Here is an 18,822-nt window from a genome sequence, read left to right as displayed (position 1 = left end):
GTGCAAACGGCACGCCGGGGTAATGCTGTTATCCGAGCCGGTAGTAGAAGCCGGCGCTCTCGCTTGCGCCCAGTTCCGGATGCGTCTCGATCACGTGGGCGAGCGAGGGGATTGTCCAGCGATCGACGAGCGTGTAGCCGAGGTGTTCGATGTCCTGGCGCAGCGCGCCTTCATCGCGCATCTGGTAGGGAACGGTCGCGCGTCCAATGCGCTCAAGCGTGACCACTGCTCCTCCCTTTCGTAGCGCCACCTTGTTCAAAATCAGATGTCGTGGGGGGACAGGGAGTTCGTTGAGGAGCCGAGACAACGGGACGTCTAGGTATTGCAGTAGACCGGAGCCCAGGAAGAGCTCAACCGGCCCGGCATCCGCGATGCACTCCACGAAGTGCAACGCGGGGAGATTTTCTCGCTCGGCCCTGCGCCGGCCCGCCTGGACGATCGACGGCAGATCGTAGACGACCCATCGGAACGTGTCGTCGAATTGCATGAGATTGCGGAACGCCCGGTACTTCGTGCCCATGTGGCCGCCGGCATCGACGAGCCCGTTAACCTCGCCGGCGATCTGGTGCATCCAGAACAGCACCGGATAGTCCCAGGGTGCCACCTTGCACATCTGCTCGAACGCGACTTCGGCGATTTCCTCGTGATCGTAGCCGGCGAGACCGTTCGACCGCGCGGTGGCAAGCGCCTCCTCGAACGTGGCATAAGCGCCGGTGAACCGCTGCGGGAAGGGAGAAAGATAACGCAGTCGTCCGCCGGCAGCGCGCAGCGGCGTGAGCGACTGGTTGAGGCTGCGAACCGCGCGGCGCAACAGCGGATAGGCCGTGTTCCTGATATCGTTGCCCAGCATCTGTGGTTCCCCCGTGGCAGGCGTCACTGGATCAGTCGTCAATGCCGCCCGAAAGCGAAAATAGGCTTCAGCGCGCCGCCCCACCGCTGCAGGAGGGCCAGCGTTGCTACATAGATGCAGGCGCCGGAGACGACCTGGAGGGCGACCGTCGAGATCTGCCTCAGTGCCGACACCTCGGCAATCCTGCCAAGGAGCAGCACGGTTGCCGCCATCGCCACGACAGCGATGGCCACCAGGCCGCAATTGCCGAGCACACGGCTCCAGACGAGGCCGCCCTGTTGGGTTTGAAGGCGCATCGAGATGTTGAATGAGATGACGGCCGCAAGGCACTGTCCGAGCGCGGTGGCGATCGCGCCGAACGGGGTCAGCAGCACGATGAGACCGACGGAGATCGCCCCGTTCAGCATTATGGCCCGCGGCATCTTGTGAATGGTGCCGCTCAGCGAAAGCAGCGGCTCGGTCACGTATCCGGGAATGAGCAGGGTCTGCTTGGCTGCCAGAATGGCGACGAGAATGGCGGCGGGCGCCCACTTCTCGCCGAGCAGGACGTCGATCAGTCCACCCGACACCAGCGCAAGGCCGAGATAGACCGGAGCGGAGACTGCCATGAGCACGGTCATGAACGTGGTTGCCGTGGAACCGATCGCGGCTCGGTCGCGCTCACCCTTGGCCTGACCGCCGGCGCGGCCGAAGACGATCCAGGCCAGCATGCGCGCCGGCTCGCCCATCAATTCGGAAAACGCGGCGACGATCCGCTCGGCGGCGCGATAGTAACCGGCCTCCGCAAGACCCAAAACGCTGCCGACCACCAGCGTGCCCGCATAGGAGCGGAAGAACACGACGAGGCGGTTGGCGACGATATGACGCGAAAACTCGAGCACTTCGAGCGCGAAGTCGCGGCAAAGGCGCAGGGAGGGAAGCCAGCGCACGAGCACCATCGATGCACCAAGGAAGGTTATCTGCTGCGCCAGCCGACCGCAGATGAGGGCCGCGATGCCTTGGCCTATCCACAGCCCGCCGATCGCAACGACAAGTCCGACCGCTTCGCCGGCGATGCGGATCAGGGACTGGCCACGCAATTGCCCGCGCGAGATGAGGATGCCGTCGTAGACCGTGGAGAGCGACGCCGGCAAGTACCAGGCGCTGAACAGGAGGATCAGGACGGCCGACCAGCCGTCTGCGAACCACGAGACGGCCGCCAGCGCTGCAAGCAGGCCGAGCAGTGTCGCGATCGCGCCCGACAGGATCGACATGGTCGCGAGCTGGTCTAGATCGACCTTGTCCGCTCCCGCCTTCATGACAAATTCGCCCCACCCGCCCTCGGCCATGACGAGGACGAAAATGGCGAAGGATGAACTGAAAGCGAAGAATCCGAACTCGGCAGCCTCCAGGACATGCGCGGCGACGATGAAAATAGCGAGTTGAACCGCCTGGGAGACCACTTTGGCGGAGAGGGCCATGAAGCCATCCCCGACCAGGGCTGGAAGGCTGACCAGTCGCCGCAGACCGGCGGACAGGTTTCCGAGGTGTACGGCGGCGATGGAAAGATGGCGCCGCATCATCGCTCGCGGATCGTCCGGTCGTCCGGCCTGCCGACTGGCATCGCCCGCTCGCTGTTGGGAGCCGCGGGACGTGTGCCACGACGGACTGGAAAACACCACTCTGTTGCCGAAATATCACCACATGACGGGTGTCCTATGACATAGAGGCGTGGGTCGATTTGCCGTCGGTCGCAGGATGACGAGTAGGGCAACCGGGACTTGCGCCTGTGAATGGATGGGCAGGCGGAGGCGATCGTCTCTCCGCGGACATTTTGCCCCCCGGCAGGAACGAAGGGCTCGCCGCAGATGTCGAGGCAGGCACCATTTGGCGGAATGGACATCATGACCAGCCGAACTTCATGGAACGCGCAATTGGTCATTCGCTGGCTGGCAATCGCGTTTTGCCTCATCTTTTGGGCTGCGCTCGTCATCTTCATCTGGTGAATCGCCCCATTACGCATAGTTCGTTGCAAACAGGACGATGCCGACCGTTTTCACGATGATCACCAGGTCGAGATAGGCCGACCGGGACTGGCAATACTTAATGTCGTACTGGACGCGTTCCTCGTAAGTGGTGTCGGCCCGCCGGTTTACCTGCCACATTCCCGTCATTCCGGGCTTCAACGATGTGTAGTAGTGCAGGTTGCTGCCGTATTTCTCGGTCTCGTCCGGAGGTATGGGGCGGGGTCCGACGAGGCTCATGTCGCCACGCAGCACGTTGTAGAATTGCGGCAGCTCGTCGAGGCAGGTCATTCGAAGAATCTTCCCAAGCCAGTGGACCCGGGGGTCGCTGCTGAGCTTCCGTTTCTCGGCCCACTCCCGTCGACGCTCGGGATCAGTCGCGAGCAGTTCCGTCAGCCGTTCCGAGGCATCGCGCCGCATCGATCGAAACTTAAGGCAATCGAACAGCCGGCCCTGGGCGCCGACGCGTGCGTGACGGAAGATCAGCGGCCGGCCGTCCACGGCGAGCAGCGCGACGGCGATGACTGCCAGCAGCGGCGCGAAGAACAGGAGCGCGGCAGCGGAAACCGTCACGTCGAAAATGCGTTTACCGCGGTCGCCGCGCGGCGCCGCAACCGTCGCCGGAATGGAGCGTTCCCCTCTTGCCGCGCCATCGGAAATAGACAGCATATCTCTCGCTCCTCGAAGTCGTCCGATGTCCTTCAGGCTGCCAGCGGCCACCTTGATTGACAATCCGATCATGATGGCCAACACCTAGTCCAATGGACGTACACGGCAGGAAAAATCAGGATGACGCTCGGCCGGTCGACGGACGGCGTGCTAGCCGTCACGATGTCAATGGTGGCGAGCATCACCAGATCTGATCGCGCAGGGTCCCCCAGCCTGCCGCGCGAGGGGCCGGCAGTGTGGCCGGTGCCCGTGGATCTGATCGGCCGCGCAGCAGAATGCTTTCGTAGAGATCGATGAGTGCGTCGGCCCAACTTTCGGGCGTGTGTGACAATTGCCCGGCCACAGCCACGCCGGTCATGCTCATCCGGTGAACGAGATCGTCGTCGGATGCGATGCGGCGCATGGCTGCGGCAAGGTCGTCCACATTCGCGGGGGTGAAGGACAAGCCACAGCCGGACGCCGCGATTTCCTGAGAAAGCAGAGCCGCATTGGTGATGATGACGGGCAATCCACTGCCGGCGGCCTCAAGCGCAGCCAGGCCAAAGGGTTCGGGCACCCGCGAGGGGACGACGACGGCTCGTGCCCCGCACACGATATCATGCATCGCCTCCTTGGATTTCCAGCCGTGAACCCTCGCTTGCGGAAATTCCCGCTCGAGGAAGGCGCGGCCTGCGCCGTCGCCAATGAAATGCAGCGGCACACCGGCGAGGTACGCCGCGCGCGCCGCGTCCTTGTACCCCTTCTCTTCCTCAAGCCGTCCGATGAAGACGAAATTCTCGCGCGTCCAGGGCGCCAGGCCCGGTCCGGCGAGCGGAGAGACGGGGTTGCGGATCGTCGAGATGCGCCCGTCGCCGATTCCGGCGCGCAGCATATATTCGCGCATTCTCTCATGGACGATGACGATGTGCGCAGGTGCGCTGCGAGTGGGAAAGAGATGTTCGCGCAAGAGGTGACGCGCCGTCCGCCAGAGCTTCTCATGCAGGCCGCGCTTGTCGCACTGCGTCGCCAAACATCGGCGCGACATCGGTTCAAGCTCGCAGACGCGTTGCGTCCTGTAGTTCACGAAGCCTCCGTTGGGGCAGGCGAGGAAATAGTCGTGGGCATGCAGGACAACCCGCTCGCGCACCTTGGCGAGTGCGCGGAAAATGGCTGGCGACAGGATCTTCGACCAGCCGTGCACGTGATAGATCGTCGTCGGCGTATCGCGGGTCGAGATCAGTCCGCTCAACGCCTCGTGGGCCCGCGGATTGTAGAGGCCCAGGCGCAGAGCGTCGCTTCGCGTCCGGTCGAGCAACGGAGCCTGTCCCAGGTTTATCATGTCGTCCGCGGGCGGCTCCCCCGGCGCGTTGTCGCCGGCAAAAAACGTGACCGAAAGTCCGCGCCGCCGCAGCAGTTCGGCCGAAAGGATCGCGAGATTGGTCGCTCCGCCGACCCTGGTGGAGCGGTCATTGATGATGACGATGCGGGCGGGCGGGATGCCGGTCATGGACCCTACTCCAGTCCTTCAACATTTCGCGGCCCGAGGCGACCCAAGAAAAGGTCGAGACAGGCGCGTGCATTGCCCCGCAGCCGGCCCTTGCGATCGACCCAGGGCTCCGGCTTCCAGACCTTGACGATGTTGGCGATCAGGTTACGTGCCACCTGGACCGCCGCGATTGGCAAACTCATCGTCTTCTTGCGCACGAGGTAAATGGGGTTGGCGATCTGCGAATAACCGAACTTGACGCCGGGGGTCCGCGATATTTTGGTGCCGAGGTGAACACCGAGCAGGCGGTTGGAGCGCACGATGCTGCCGTGGGCCGCAACCAGCCGACTGAAGTCGACGTCTTCGAGCCAGCCGTATAGCGGCAGGTTCTCGTCAAATCGCAGCTGCCCGCGCCTGACGGCCGCCATCCGGATGGCCATGTTGCAGCCATAGGCGTTGTAGACCGGCTCCAGCCTTTCCGCCGCGCGCGGCTTGCCTTTGGTCGCGTCGATAGTCTCGAGCCCGACCTCGATCGAAATGCCTGGTCCGATGATGCCGTCGGCGACCACGGTTCCCGTGGACATCGCTATGCCGGGGTTCTCCTCGAAGAGGCGCTCGAGTTCCCCGAGGTAGTCCGGCGCCATCAGGAAATCGTCGTCGAGAAAGAGCACGACGTCCGCTGTCACGGCCGTCAGGATCGCGTTACGCTGACGGCAGAGACCCCGCTGTGACAGGATGACCTTGCCGGGACAGTCGAGCATGTCGATGCTGTGCTGGTCGATGTCGGCCGTCGAGCACAGGCAGACGATCACCTCATCTGGCCTGCGCGTCTGACGGGCAATCAGCGGCAGAACCGCCGAAAGAACCTCCCGTCGCCCGGCGCTGGCGATGCCGATGGCGATCCTGGTCGTGGAGGCGCCTGTCGAAGGCGACGCCTTGGTGCTTTCGGGCCGAACGGCGGACGGAATCACATGCTGCTCGGGCGCCATGGCTTCCGATCCTTCATCTTGGCACGACGCGGACCTTCACTGCGGTTCGAGATGACGCCGAGCAGCGCCACGCGCGACTTGCCAAAGGTCGAAAGTGCTTCGGCAAGACGCTCGACCGTCATCTTGTCGGATTGCCCGAGCACGACGACGATACCGTCGAGATAGGTGCAAATCACCCGCGTGTCGGCAGAATCCTCGAAGCCGGACATGTCGACGATGATCACCTTGTAGCGCTGCCGCAAGAGTTCGAGCTCAGCCTTCAACGCCGGCAAGTGGCCGTAGCGCTGATGCGCGACCGCCGCCTTGCGGGTCTGGTCGACCGTCAGCACCGGCACGCAGCATACCGCCTTGCCGTCGAAGTCCTCGGGGTTCGGTGTCTCGCCGCTCGATCTCCGTTTCGAATATTGTCCCGATATGCCGATGAGCCGCAGGCTCTCCATGCCGAAGTTCGCGCCGTCCTCGCTCGTGACGCGGCTGAGACGGGAGCCGATGAAATCCGCGTCGACCAGTAGAACGGACGTGCCTTCGTTCATGTAGAGCTGCGCAAGATTGGCAGCGATGGTCGTCTTGCCTTCCCCGGGGCCGACAGACGTTACGCCGACCACGGCTGTGGCATTGGCCGGGAAGGCGGAATCAATGGAATTCTTGACACCGCGCAATGCCTCGGAGAAGCGCGAATAGGGCATGTCAAGCACCGAGCGCAGCGGCAGCATCGTGGACGCAATGGCCGGCTGCTGCGGCCGCGGTCCGCCTCGGTAGACCGGAACGTGTCCGAGCGATGCGATGCCGAGTTCGGCGCGGAGGCGCTCGCTCGAACTGACGCGGCGGTCGAGACCATCGCGCATCAGGGCCATCACCAGTCCCGCTCCCAAACCGAGAGCCAGCGAAAGCGGCAGGACCGTCGAGGGTTTCGGCCAGGTCTTGCCGAGGGGGGCGGTAGCCGCCATCACGATGCGAGCCTTGCCGAGCGGGAAGGATTGCGTCTGTAGCGCACCGATGAGTTGTTGCAGGACACCCTCGTACATGTTGCGGTAGGTCGTGGCTCGGCTTTCCATTTCGGAGAGTTCCACGCGGGCAACGTTCTTGCCTGCGCCGGCCGCAGTAAGTTTGGCAAGCTCCGTCTCCAGGAGCTTTTCGCGGGTCTGGGCGATGTCGACATGCGACCGCAAGAGCCGCTCGATCCGCTGGAACTCGGCGCGCATGGCCGCTTCGAGCCGTTCGATCTCGGCCTTGGCGGCGACGATGGCCGGATTGCCTTCGTGGTAGCGGGCCTTGAGATTCTCGAGCTTGCTGGTGGCGGCGCGCATCTCGTCGCGCAGCTTCTGGAGTTGCGGGTTGTCGGCGCCTTCGTCGATATCCGCCATTATCGAACCGCTCGCGATCACCTCCTGGAAGGTCATCAGCTTGGCGGACTCGGCCGCGGTCGCTGCCCGCGCTGCTAGCATTTGGCTGCTGAGCTCTGAGAGCTGCTGCTGCTCGAGCGTCGAAGTCGTGCCGATCGTCGTGATGTCGTTCATGGCACGAAAATCTTCGACGGTCATTGCCGCGGCACGCGCCTGTTCGCCAATTTCCATCAGCCGGCTTTCGAGCCAGCGGGCGCCGCTGCGGGCCGCTTCTGCCCGCTCGTTCAAGCCTGTCTTAATATAAGCCATGGCGATGGCGTTGGTGGTTTTTGCCGCCTTCTGAGGGTCAAGCGAAGTGTACCCTATTTCGAGCACGTAGGACTGGCCAACCCGACGCACCGTCATGCGCGACAGGAACGTCGCCATGGTGCGTCGCATGAGATACTCCTCGTCCGGCACGTTGTCGGCTTCATCTTTGGCGCCGAGCGTGAAGACGGATTTCACCGTTTCCTTGATGGAGGACATCCAGGACGAGGTGCTGACGATTTCCGGGTCTTTCGTGAGGTTCAGTTGCTCGATGACGGCGCGCGCGATCGCCTCGGACTTGACAATCTCCACCTGGCTGGCGATTTCGGCCGCCTCGATGATGATCGTGCCGGTTGATGCGTCCTGTGAGGCGATGCGTCCTTGCTCCGGATCGATGACAAGCCGCGCCGTGGCTGTGTACGAGGGCGAGGTGTTTAGGATGTAGAACACGCCGAGTGCAAGCCCGATCGCCCCGAATGACCCGATGAGTGCCGTATGCCGGCGTAGGAAATCGGTCACGTCACGAAAGGATATATTCTCCTGCCGATCGGCGCGGCGCGCCTCGAAGTTCTCGTCCAGTACGATTTTCGAGATGTCATGCACGACCATTGTGCTTCCCTATCGAAGGTGCGGCGCTCATGCGCTTGTGGTTATTGTGACTGTTCGATTCCGACGGATGACAGAAGTTGCATGTCGACCGCCTCCGGCAGCGGCGAGCGCACGTCCAGAACGTCGCCGGGCACGAGCAGTGTTGAGTCCGTAACCCTGAATGGTGCGTCCTGGCCGGCGCGCGTGATCCAGTATTCCAGGGGCTGCTGATCGAACGTCTTGAGGCTGGCGATGCGCGAGAGCGAGGCGCCGTTCACCTGAAGGAGTTGCAGATAGGTATTACGTTTGACCTTCAGATCCTCGATCGAAGCTTCCGTCGTCTGCAGGTCGCGTCCCGCCTCGGTGCGGCGCTGTCCCTGGAGCGTGACCACGTCACGTTCGGTTTCGCTGAGCTTCTGCCTGGCACGCATGGCGGCGATCTGCAGGTCGAGGTTGTCGCTTTGGAGTTCGGCAAGTATCCGTTCAAGCGAGGTCTGCCTCGACTTCGTCACTGTCTGGTCGCTAAGCAGCTTCGACACGCCCTTCAGTTCATCCTGGGCGATCACGACCTGCCGTTCCTTGAAAACCCTCTTTTCCTCAAGGACATCGATCTCGTTCTTCAGCAGGGTGGCGAGTTCGTTGAGAGACTCGATCTGTCGACGCAGCGCCTCACGCCGGGCATCGAAGAGCGTGGTTTCGTCCCGGATCATCTGTTGGATCGCGGCGCCCTTGGCGCCTGTCAGCACCGGGGGGAACTCCACCTTGGGGCTCTCGCCGAATTCGGCCCGCAGCCGCGCGCGGCGGGCCGCCAATTGAAGCAACTCCAGTTCCACACGATTGAGCTCGCCCGTGTAGCGGATCTGCTCCATGTCGGAGTATCCGCCGGCCGGGTTTGTCCGCCGCTCTCTCCCGCCTGCCATGGTCACGGCCTGCATGACCATCAGGCCCGGCCTGTATTCGAGTTCGCTCGGGCGATCCACCAGGCCGGTGACATAGATCATCGGATATCGGATGACCTCTACAGTCGTCTGCGGTGCCGTCATTAGCCCGGTACGCTGCTTCAGCAGATCGGCAATCGCTGAAGACAGCTCGGCCGGTGTGCGGCCCTTGGCGGTGATCTCCCCGACCATGGGCACGGAGATCGTGCCGGACGGCGACACGCTGTATTCTCCGTTGAGGGCGGACCATTCCTTGTATTCGCCGGTAGACGCCATCCACTCGACGATCGCCACCTTAACTCTCGTTTGCGGCTGCAGGCGAAAGGCGGAATCGGCATGGGCCGACGCAAGGGCGCCGAAGGCCACCAGACCGATTGCGGAGCAAAACGTCGATGCGCGTCCGAGGGTACGCATCAGCTTCGGCAGGCTCTGACCGGCAGTTCGCATGGGACCTCGCAAATTTCTCAGAAGGTCGCGATCCGCCGAGCGGCCGAACGCAAAACCCGCCCTGATTGTCGGCTCAAAACGTTCGAGATAAAATTGACTGCGGCCTAAACGCGGCTAATCCCTTTTGGGGAAGCTGCCTAAACCAGGGAAACTATCGTATAGGCGACACCTGCCCAATGCCCTAGCGCTGCGCCGGACCCCAGCCCGACCTAACCCTTTCGATCAGGGACATCGTTCGCTCGGATGCGGGCGCGAACCGTTCTTGGCGCTATCAACGACATGCCCGTCTGACGCATGCTGAGCTGGGGTATTGAAAGCGAGGGACAGCTATGCGCGTCGCAATCGTACATTATTGGCTGGTTTCGATGCGCGGTGGCGAGAAGGTGATCGAGGCGTTGTGTGATCTCTATCCGGAAGCGGATATCTTCACCTTAGTCTACGACGAGGCACAGGTTTCCGATACGATCAAGAAGCACAAGGTGACTTCATCCTTTCTGCAGCGAGTCCCCGGGGCCATCGGCCACTATCAATCCTTGCTGCCACTGATGCCGTTTGCGCTCGAAAGCCTCGACCTCAGCGGCTACGACCTGATCATCTCAAGCGAATCCGGTCCGGCCAAGGGTATCATCCCGCCGCCGCATGCCGCCCATATCTGCTATTGCCATTCTCCGATGCGCTATCTTTGGGATCATTATCACGCCTACCGCTCGAGTGCGGGTATCCTGTCGCGCATGATGATGCCGGTGCTGGCGCCGATGTTGCGCACATGGGACGTCAACACCAGCCTTCGCGTTGACCGGTTCATCGCCAATTCACACCATGTGGCGGCCCGCATCGGCAAGTATTACCGCCGACCTGCCACCGTGGTGTATCCGCCTGTCGGCATCGAGGACTTCTCGCCTTCGGCCGAGGTCGAGGATTTCTATCTCTGCGCCGGGCAGATCGTCTCCTACAAGCGGATCGACCTCGCCGTCGAGGCGTTCACCAAAATGGGCAAGAACCTGGTGGTGATCGGCGGCGGCAAGGAGCAGGACATTGCCAGGCTGAAGCGCATGGCCGGTCCGACCGTTACCTTTCTGGGGCGTGCGCCGTTCGCCGTGCTCAAGGAGAAGCTCGCGAAATGCCGTGCCTTTGTCTTTCCCGGTGAGGAAGACTTCGGCATCGTTCCAGTCGAGGCGATGGCGAGCGGCCGTCCCGTCGTCGCCTACGGCGGCGGCGGCGCGGTCGAAACGGTCGTGCCAGGACTGACGGGCATTCTGTTCGAGAACCAGACAGTCGAAGGGTTGATCAAGGCCATCTATTCCTTTGAGGCCAGGGAGGATTCCTTCCGGGCAGATGTCATCAGGACGCATGCAGCGCAATTCAGTGTGAGGCGGTTCAGGTCCGGCATCCAATCTGTCGTCGATGAGGAACTGCGGCATCGCCGCTCGCTACCCTTCGCCGATGGCAAGTATGCGCTCGCCGGGTTCTCGACGCATGATGCCGAAGCCCTGACGCCCTTTCATTGACTGCCAGCCGGGGAACAGTGTGCTCTTGCGCTGCCAAAAGCGCGGCGGGCGAACATGCTGGCCTGTAATGCTATCGCATTAATACTAAATCGCTACATAGATTATTAGAATGTGATACTTCATTCGCGGTCCAGCATCTGTTATTGTTAATTTCGAGTAGCTTAGGCCTGTATACCTGTATAAATGTTTAGCAAAAGTCTACTTCTGCATCGGAGAGAGAGTAGACCTTCCTCTTAGTATCTATTGGACAGTTAGACCAAAGTAATTCATTGGATTTTATGTCAGTAATACGCGTAGAAGTTGCCGATCCCGACATTGCAGCCGGGGATCTTCCGTTCTGGCGAACAGTATCCTCGTGCCGCAGGTTAGCCGTGGTTGCCGCGGCGACGCTCTTCCCGTTTCAACAGCCAGCGGCATGCGAGATGATGCAGATGGATCTTGCTTCCTTCAAACCAGGCGCCCCGCGTGAGCCCGAATCCGACCGGTTTGCTCTCGAGACGAGCGCGCTGATCAGGCCGACAGGCTTTCGGGAGTACGACGCGCGGTGGTGGTTTGGGCGGCCGAACGACGGGAAGGCTCCGGAGCTGAACCTGATGGGGGTGCAGGCTCTGGGCATGGGGCTCGGCACCTTCATCCGACGCTCGGGCGCCGGCCCCGACATTGTGACGGGGCATGACTTCCGCTCCTATTCGCTTGCCATCAAGCTGGCCTTGGTCAGTGGGCTGATGGCCGCCGGCGCACGGGTCAGGGACATCGGCCTGGCGCTGTCGCCGATGGCCTATTTCGCGCAATTCGCGCTCGACGTGCCGTCGGTGGCGATGGTGACCGCCTCGCACAACGAGAACGGTTGGACCGGCGTCAAAATGGGCACGGCCCGGCCGCTGACTTTCGGTCCGGACGAGATGGCCGAGTTGAAAAGGATAGTGCTGGAGGCCGACTTCGACCTCGCCGGCGGCGGCTCCTATGAATTCGTCCCGGACTTCCGCCAGCGCTACATCGACGATCTGACCCGTGGAAAGCGGATCGCCCGGAAGCTGAAAGTGGTGGTGGCTTGCGGAAATGGCACCGCCGGCGCCTTCGCGCCGCAGGTGCTGGAGCGGATCGGCTGTGAGGTAATCCCGCTCGACTGCGAGCTCGACCATTCCTTCCCGCGCTATAATCCCAATCCCGAGGACCTGGCGATGCTCCATGCCATCCGGGACAAGGTGCTTGAAAGCGGCGCCGATGTGGGGCTGGGCTTCGACGGCGACGGCGACCGCTGCGGGGTGATCGACAATGAGGGCCGCGAGATCTTCGCCGACAAGGTCGGGGTGATGCTGGCCCGGGATTTGTCCGCCTTGCATCCCCAATCCGTGTTCGTGGTCGATGTGAAGTCTACCGGGCTGTTCGCGGCCGATCCGGTGTTGAAGGCGAACGGTGCTCGCGCCGACTATTGGAAGACCGGCCATTCCTACATCAAGCGCAGGGTCGCCGAACTCGGCGCCATCGCGGGTTTCGAAAAATCAGGTCACTTCTTCTTCAACCCGCCTCTCGGGCGCGGCTATGATGACGGGCTGATCACCGCGATCGTTGTCTGCGAAATGCTCGACCGCAATCCCGACAGCAGCATGGCCGAGCTCTATCGCGCTCTTCCCGTGACCTGGGGATCGCCGACGATGTCGCCGCATTGCGGCGACGAGGTGAAATACGCAGTCGTCGAGCGCGTGCTGGAGCGCTTCAGGACCATGCAGCGCGACGGTCTGCCGATTGCCGGTCAGAGGATCGCAGACCTGGTCACCGTGAACGGCGTTCGTGTGGTGATCAAGGACGGCACTTGGGGTCTGGTGAGGGCCTCCTCCAACAAGCCGGAGCTTGTCGTCGTGGTGGAAAGCCCGGTGTCGGAAGCACAGCAGCGGGCCATGTTCGCGGCGGTCGACCGTGTTCTCAGGGAGCATGCGGAGGTCGGCCCCTATAACCAGACGTTCTGAGCGGCAAGACGTGTGCGGCATTCCGCCCGGCTGGCGGGCAAAGGGAAGGGGACGAGAGAATGGCGGAACGGATCTCCTGCTTCGTGATGAGCGGCGGCGTCGGCTCGCGGCTTTGGCCCCTATCGCGCGAGGACAATCCCAAGCAATTCCATGACCTTTCCGGCCATGGCTCGATGCTGCTCGGCACCATCCGGCGGCTCAAAGCTCGCCCAGCGGGCGATACGCCGATCCATCTGATCGCCTCCGAACGCCATGCCGAGCGAGTGCGCGCCGACATGGCCGGCATCGATCTTGCGGGCGGTCGCGCCGTCTTCGAGCCCGTCGCCCGCAACACGGCGGCCGCGGTGGCGGTGGCCGCGCTCGAGACGATCGCTGCCCACGGTGACGGGCTGGTGCTGGTCGTGCCTTCGGACCACGAAATTTCAACTGAGGAGCAATTCTGGAAAACGGTGGAAAGGGGAATGCCGGCTGCCGATGCGGGCAGGCTTGTCATCTTCGGGATCTCGCCAAGCCAGCCGGAGACCGGCTACGGCTACATCGAGGCGACGGGGGAGGGCGATGTCCGCGATGTCGCGCGCTTCGTCGAAAAGCCCGACCTGGAAACGGCAAAGGCCTATGTCGCGGCCGGCACCTTTTTCTGGAACGCAGGCATCTTCCTGTTTCGCGCGAGCGCCATGCGCGCGGCATTCCGCATGCTTCAGCCGGAGATTTGGGAGAAGGCGGAGCGCGCCCATGCTGCGGCAGTGAGCGAGGTGTCGGGCGCGTATCTGCCGCAGGGGCTTTATTCGGCAATTCCTTCGGTGTCGATCGACTACGCGATCATGGAGCATGCCGGCGACATCGCCATGGTGCCGGCAAGCTTCCGCTGGAGCGACCTCGGCTCCTGGCAGTCGCTGCTTGACGTCAGCGCGACCGATGCGACCGGCAATGTTGCGATCGGCGACGTCGTCGCCATCGACTGCGAGCACTCCTACCTGCGCAGCCAGGGCCGCCTGCTCTCGGTCATCGGGCTGAAGGATATCGCGATCGTGGCGACGGCCGACGCGACCTTCGTAGCGCCGGTGGCTAAGAGCCAGGAGGTCAAACGCATCGTCGAACAGCTGGAGAAGAGCGGGCGGCTGGAGACCAAGTTCACGCCGGCGCACGACCGCGTGTTGCTGCCAGGGGCCTGGCGGCAGCGGGTCGCCCATTGGCTGTTCGAAGAGACCCTGCCGCTGTGGTCGACGGCGGGCGTCGACGAGCGGAATGGCGGATTTCACGAAGCGCTGAGCTTCGATGGCGCGCCGCTGATCAAGCCGAAGCGCATGCGCACCATGGCCCGTCAGGTCTACGCCTTTTCCGTGGCAAAGCTGCGCGGTTGGGACGGCGATGCCGACCGGCTGATCGCGCACGGCATCGCATTCATGGAGAAAGGCCGCACGAAGCGGGGCGGCTGGGCAAGGGTGCTCCAGGAAGACGGCGCCATCGCCGATGGCTGCGAAGACACCTATGATCATGCCTGCGTGCTCCTGGCGCTTGCTCATGCCCACCAGGCCGGACACCCGGAAGCGCTGCGCCTTGGCCAGGAGACCTTCGCCTTCCTTGACGCCCATCTGGAGGACGAACGGCTGACTGGATTCCTGGAAACCTCCGACGGCACCGAGCTGCGCCGCACGAACCCGCACATGCACCTGCTCGAAGCCCTTCTCGCCTGGCACGCGGCGACCGGCGAGCGCAGCTACCTTCGGCGCGCTGCCCGCATCATCGATCTGTTCCGCAGTCACTTCTTCGATGTCGAAAGCTGGACGCTCGGAGAATATTTCGACGATTCCTGGCGGCCGGCCGCCGGCGAGCAGGGCCAGTGGACCGAGCCCGGCCATCACTTCGAATGGGCATCTCTTCTGGTCGATTTCGTCTCCAAGAGCAGGCAGACGGATTTGATCCCCTTTGCCCGGAAACTCTATGCATCCGCAATCGCCAACGGCCTCAACCGCTCGACCGGGCTGGCCTATGGCGCCGTCTCGCGATCCGGCCTGCCGCTCGACGTCATCTCGCGCAGTTGGCCGCAGGCCGAGGCTATAAAGGCCGCGATCGCGCTTGAAGGAACCGGCGGACCGGACCTCAAGCCGGAGATCGAGGCGCGCGTCGGCCACCTGTTCCGCTGGCATATCGACCCCGCCCCCCTCGGAATGTGGATCGACCGCATCGACGAGAAGGGAAGGGTCGTCGCTAACGAAGTTCCGGCCTCGATCTTCTACCACCTCGTCACCGCTCTCATGCAGTATCTCGACAAGACGGAAGGGACGGCAGTCATCTACCAATTGCCTGCCTCCCCGCAAAGCAGCGCCGCCGTGGATCCCTCTACCGCGCTTGGCAAGGCAACAGCGTGAGACGAGATGGAGCGGAGCACGCGCCTACTGCATGTCTCCTTGGATCGATCTCGATTTGAGGACAAAAGACATGCAGCAATTCAAAGTGCTACAGCGACCTTTGCGCGTCTGATAAGACGCGCGGCGCTGTAAGGCTTCGCGTCTACGGCTCGTCCGTCAGGGCCCGCTTGTCGAGGCCGAGCTTCTGCATTTTCTCGTAGAGCGTCTTGCGCGAGATGCCGAGCGATTCATAGACCGGCTTCAGCGCGCCGCCGTGTGCTGCGAGGGCGCTGGCGATGACGCTCTTTTCGAAGGCGGCGACCCGGTCGGCAAGGCGAGACCCGTTGGCGGGCGAGGCTGCTTCGTCGCGGTCCGTTTCGAGGCCCAGCACCAGCCGTTCGGCGGCATTACGCAGTTCGCGGACATTTCCCGGCCAGTCCCGCGCTGCCATTTCTGAGGCGAGCGAGGGCGAGATCTCGATGTCGTCGCGGCCGTAGCGGGCGGCCGATTCCCGGACGAGCTGCATGAAAAGCAGCGGAATATCGGAGCGGCGTTCCGCAAGCGGCGGGACGCGCAAGGTCGCGACGTTCAGCCGATAGAGCAGGTCGGCGCGGAAGCGCCCGGCGGCGACCTCCGGCTCGAGCTCCAGCTTGCTGGTGGCAATGAAGCGCACGTCGAGCGGCACTGTCTCGTTGGAGCCCAGCCGGGTTATCACCCTTTCCTGCAGTACGCGCAGGAATTTCGCCTGCAGATCGAACGGCATGGAGCCGATTTCGTCGAGCAGGATCGTGCCGCCGCGCCCGTGCTCGAACTTGCCGTAACGCGGCCTGAGCGCCCCGGGGAATGCCCCCGGCTCGTGGCCGAAGAGCTCGCTTTCGATCAGGTTTTGCGGCAGGGCGGCGCAATTGATGGCGATGAAGGGGCTGTTGGCCCGGCTGCTCAGATCATGCAGCGCCCGGGCCACCACCTCCTTGCCGACGCCGGTCTCGCCGATGATCAACGTATCGGCGTCCGACGCGCCGATGGCGCGCACCCGGTAGCGCAGGTCGACCATGCCCTGGCTTCGCCCGGGCAGGCGCTGTTCGATATCGTCGCGCTTGCCAGCGACGGCCCGCAAGCGCCGGTTCTCGAGCACCAGGCCGCGCCAATCAAGCGCCCGGCGGATCGTGCCTGCAAGTGTCTGCGCCGTGAATGGCTTCTCGACGAAGTCATAGGCTCCCTCCCGCATCGCCCGGACCGCCAGTTGCACGTCGCCATGGCCGGTGACCAGGATCACCGGCACTTCCGGATCGATCTCGCGGATGCGCTGCAGGAATGTCATGCCGTCCATTCCCGGCATGCGGATATCGCTGATGACGACGCCCGGAAAACTGAAGCTGATGAACTCGAGCGCTCGCTCGGCTCCCGCAAAGGTATCGACCCGGAAGCCCGCGAGTTCCAGCGCCTGCGCGCTCGAGCGGCGCAACTCCTCTTCGTCGTCGACGAGCAGCACGCGGCTTTCGCTCATTCTGCCGCCTCCCTCTCGGCTTCGGGAACGACGGCAAGCACGATACGGAACACGGCTCCTCCCTCGCCATGGTTCGACACAGTCAGGCTGCCGCCGAAATCCTTGACGATATTGTAGGAAATGGAGAGGCCAAGGCCGAGACCCTTGCCGACACCCTTGGTCGTATAGAAAGGATCGAAGATGCGCTCGGCGATGGCGGGGGCGACGCCAGGCCCGCGATCGCGGATGGTCAGCACCGCCATGTCGCCTTCGCGCCAGGCGCGCAGCGATATCGTGCGGTCATCAAGCCCTTCGACCGCATCGGCCGCATTGGAGATCACGTTGACGAGCACCTGCTGCAGCCGCACCGATCCGGCGCGGACGACCAGCGCTTCGGGGCCGAGGTCGATGTCGATTGCAGCCTGCGCCGTCTTCAGGCGTGTCGCGACGATCTCCATCGTGTCGTGTATCACGTCTTCGAGCGGAACGGGGCCGAGCTTCTCATTCGGCTTGCGGGCGAAATTGCGCAGATGCCGGCTGATTGCCGCCATGCGGTCGATGAGCCCGGAGATGCGCCTGACATTGTCGCTCGCTTCCGTCGTCCTCCCCCTCTCGATCAGCAGCGCCGCGCTGTCGGCATAGGTCTTGGCGGCGGCAAGCGGCTGGTTGAACTCGTGCGAAAGGGCGGCCGACATCTGGCCGAGCCCGGCGAGCTTGCCCGCCTGGACGAGGTCCGCCTGCGTCTGGCGCAATTGCTGCTCGGTAAGCCGCCGTTCGGCGATCTCGGCCTCGATCTGCTCGTTGACGCGAGCGAGATCGGCGGTGCGTTCCTCGACCCGGCGCTCGAGTTCCTCCTGCGCCTGCGCCTGCATCAGCATGCGCTCGCGCAGCCGCGCCCGCCGTTGGATGAGGATCGCGACCGCCAACCCGGCAAGGCAGAGCAACAGGATGGCGGCTGCGACCGTGGTCAGCGCCTGGGTCCTGACCGAAGCCGTGTCGGTCAGTACGTTCACCGTCCAGTCCGCTTCCGGCATGTAGTGCGAGAGGACAAGATACTCCCGGGCGCTGTCTGCTCCCGAGACTTTAATCAATGCATGACCGTCGACCTCGCTACGAGCGACCGGCAGGGGGTGAAGGATAGCATTGGCATAGCGCCTGGAAGCTTCCGTCCGGGAAAGCCGATCCGGCGTCAGGGGAAGGATACTCGCGTAAAGCCATTCCGGATCCCCGCTCATGAAGATGATGCCTTCTGGATCGGAAACGAAAATTCTGTACTCGCCGCCCTGCCAGGAGGCCTCGATGGTCTCGATATCGACCTTGAAGACGATAACGCCGCGGACCTCCTCGCCGATACGTATCGGCGAGCCGAAGTAATAGCCGCGCTTCAGCGATGTCGTCCCGAGCGCATAGAAGCGGGACTGCTCCCCCCTGAGCGCATCCTGGAAATAGGGGCGGTAGCTGAAATTCTGGCCGACGAAGCTTGCCGGTCCGTCGTAATTGCTGGCGGCTATCGTGTCGCCGTCGGGGGTGATGACGTAGATGTCGGACGATTTCAGGAGCGCATTGATCTCTTTCAGATAACCGTTGACGGAATCGCGCAGCCGGCGATCCCGCGGGCGCGTCACCAGTTCCTTGATGTCATCGTGATCGGCGATCAAGGCGGGCAGAGCCTGATAGCGGTTGAGATGGCCGCTGAGGGCGGCAACCGCCAGTCTCAGCGCCGTATTCGCCTGCGCCGAGGCTTCCTGCATGTAGCTCCGGGTCGCAACGACATTGCCTTGTACGGCAAGCGTCACGACGGCAACCGGCAGGAGCAGGAGCAGGAGCAGGAAGCGATGTTTCACGGCATGCCCGGGCTCCTCCTCCCGCGGATTTCAGACAGTATTCCGGATCGTAAGAGCGTGCTCGACCGGTG

General features: G+C 63.2%; 12 protein-coding genes. 3 read left to right on the top strand and 9 right to left on the bottom strand.

Going from position 1 to position 18,822, the window contains the following annotated elements:
- Window positions 1-28: 28 nt before the first annotated feature.
- The 7 genes from SS05631_RS23435 to SS05631_RS23400 all read right to left on the bottom strand — a co-directional run bounded on the left by SS05631_RS23435 (window position 29) and on the right by SS05631_RS23400 (window position 9,598).
- On the bottom strand, window positions 29-850 hold the full coding sequence (locus SS05631_RS23435) for a methyltransferase, TIGR04325 family (protein ID WP_037417245.1): 822 nt from the start codon (window positions 848-850) through the stop codon (window positions 29-31).
- A gap of 38 nt (window positions 851-888) precedes the next feature.
- Window positions 889-2,310, bottom strand: a complete 1,422-nt coding sequence (locus tag SS05631_RS23430) for an oligosaccharide flippase family protein (RefSeq protein ID WP_157213164.1) — start codon at window positions 2,308-2,310, stop codon at window positions 889-891.
- A 534-nt stretch (window positions 2,311-2,844) separates the two neighbouring features.
- Window positions 2,845-3,522: a sugar transferase gene (locus SS05631_RS23420; RefSeq protein WP_037417248.1), complete on the bottom strand. Its 678-nt coding sequence runs from the start codon at window positions 3,520-3,522 to the stop codon at window positions 2,845-2,847.
- Between the two features lie 181 nt (window positions 3,523-3,703).
- A complete protein-coding gene (locus SS05631_RS23415) occupies window positions 3,704-5,008 on the bottom strand; it encodes a glycosyltransferase family 4 protein (protein WP_244412142.1) in 1,305 nt (434 codons plus the stop codon).
- 5 nt (window positions 5,009-5,013) lie between these two features.
- Window positions 5,014-5,976: a glycosyltransferase family 2 protein gene (locus tag SS05631_RS23410; RefSeq protein WP_050988224.1), complete on the bottom strand. Its 963-nt coding sequence runs from the start codon at window positions 5,974-5,976 to the stop codon at window positions 5,014-5,016.
- Window positions 5,955-8,234, bottom strand: coding sequence for an exopolysaccharide transport family protein (locus SS05631_RS23405; RefSeq protein ID WP_050988225.1), 2,280 nt, complete (start codon window positions 8,232-8,234; stop codon window positions 5,955-5,957). Before SS05631_RS23405 ends, SS05631_RS23410 begins: the two co-directional genes overlap by 22 nt.
- A gap of 41 nt (window positions 8,235-8,275) precedes the next feature.
- On the bottom strand, window positions 8,276-9,598 hold the full coding sequence (locus SS05631_RS23400; RefSeq protein ID WP_050988226.1) for a polysaccharide biosynthesis/export family protein: 1,323 nt from the start codon (window positions 9,596-9,598) through the stop codon (window positions 8,276-8,278).
- Between the two features lie 329 nt (window positions 9,599-9,927).
- On the opposite strand from SS05631_RS23400, the gene SS05631_RS23395 reads away from it, so the two are divergent.
- From SS05631_RS23395 to SS05631_RS23385, 3 genes are all read left to right on the top strand, one after another.
- The gene (locus SS05631_RS23395) at window positions 9,928-11,106 is read left to right on the top strand and encodes a glycosyltransferase (RefSeq protein ID WP_083853960.1); all 1,179 of its coding nucleotides are present in this window, start codon (window positions 9,928-9,930) and stop codon (window positions 11,104-11,106) included.
- 431 nt (window positions 11,107-11,537) lie between these two features.
- The gene (locus SS05631_RS23390) at window positions 11,538-13,073 is read left to right on the top strand and encodes a phosphomannomutase/phosphoglucomutase (protein ID WP_037417350.1); all 1,536 of its coding nucleotides are present in this window, start codon (window positions 11,538-11,540) and stop codon (window positions 13,071-13,073) included.
- A 59-nt stretch (window positions 13,074-13,132) separates the two neighbouring features.
- Window positions 13,133-15,442 (top strand): AGE family epimerase/isomerase, encoded by a 2,310-nt coding sequence (locus SS05631_RS23385; RefSeq protein ID WP_037417251.1) that lies wholly within the window; start codon window positions 13,133-13,135, stop codon window positions 15,440-15,442.
- A gap of 142 nt (window positions 15,443-15,584) precedes the next feature.
- Here the strand turns inward: SS05631_RS23385 and SS05631_RS23380 are convergent, their stop codons facing one another.
- Both SS05631_RS23380 and SS05631_RS23375 read right to left on the bottom strand, forming a co-directional pair.
- Window positions 15,585-16,928, bottom strand: a complete 1,344-nt coding sequence (locus SS05631_RS23380; protein WP_037417253.1) for a sigma-54 dependent transcriptional regulator — start codon at window positions 16,926-16,928, stop codon at window positions 15,585-15,587.
- Window positions 16,925-18,751, bottom strand: coding sequence for a sensor histidine kinase (locus SS05631_RS23375; RefSeq protein WP_037417256.1), 1,827 nt, complete (start codon window positions 18,749-18,751; stop codon window positions 16,925-16,927). The genes SS05631_RS23380 and SS05631_RS23375 overlap by 4 nt, the downstream gene beginning before the upstream one ends.
- Window positions 18,752-18,822 lie beyond the last annotated feature (71 nt).

It is taken from the genome of Sinorhizobium sp. CCBAU 05631 (genome assembly GCF_002288505.1).
In the GTDB taxonomy this organism is placed as follows: domain Bacteria; phylum Pseudomonadota; class Alphaproteobacteria; order Rhizobiales; family Rhizobiaceae; genus Sinorhizobium; species Sinorhizobium fredii_C.
This window is presented reverse-complemented; position numbering and strand designations above follow the sequence as displayed.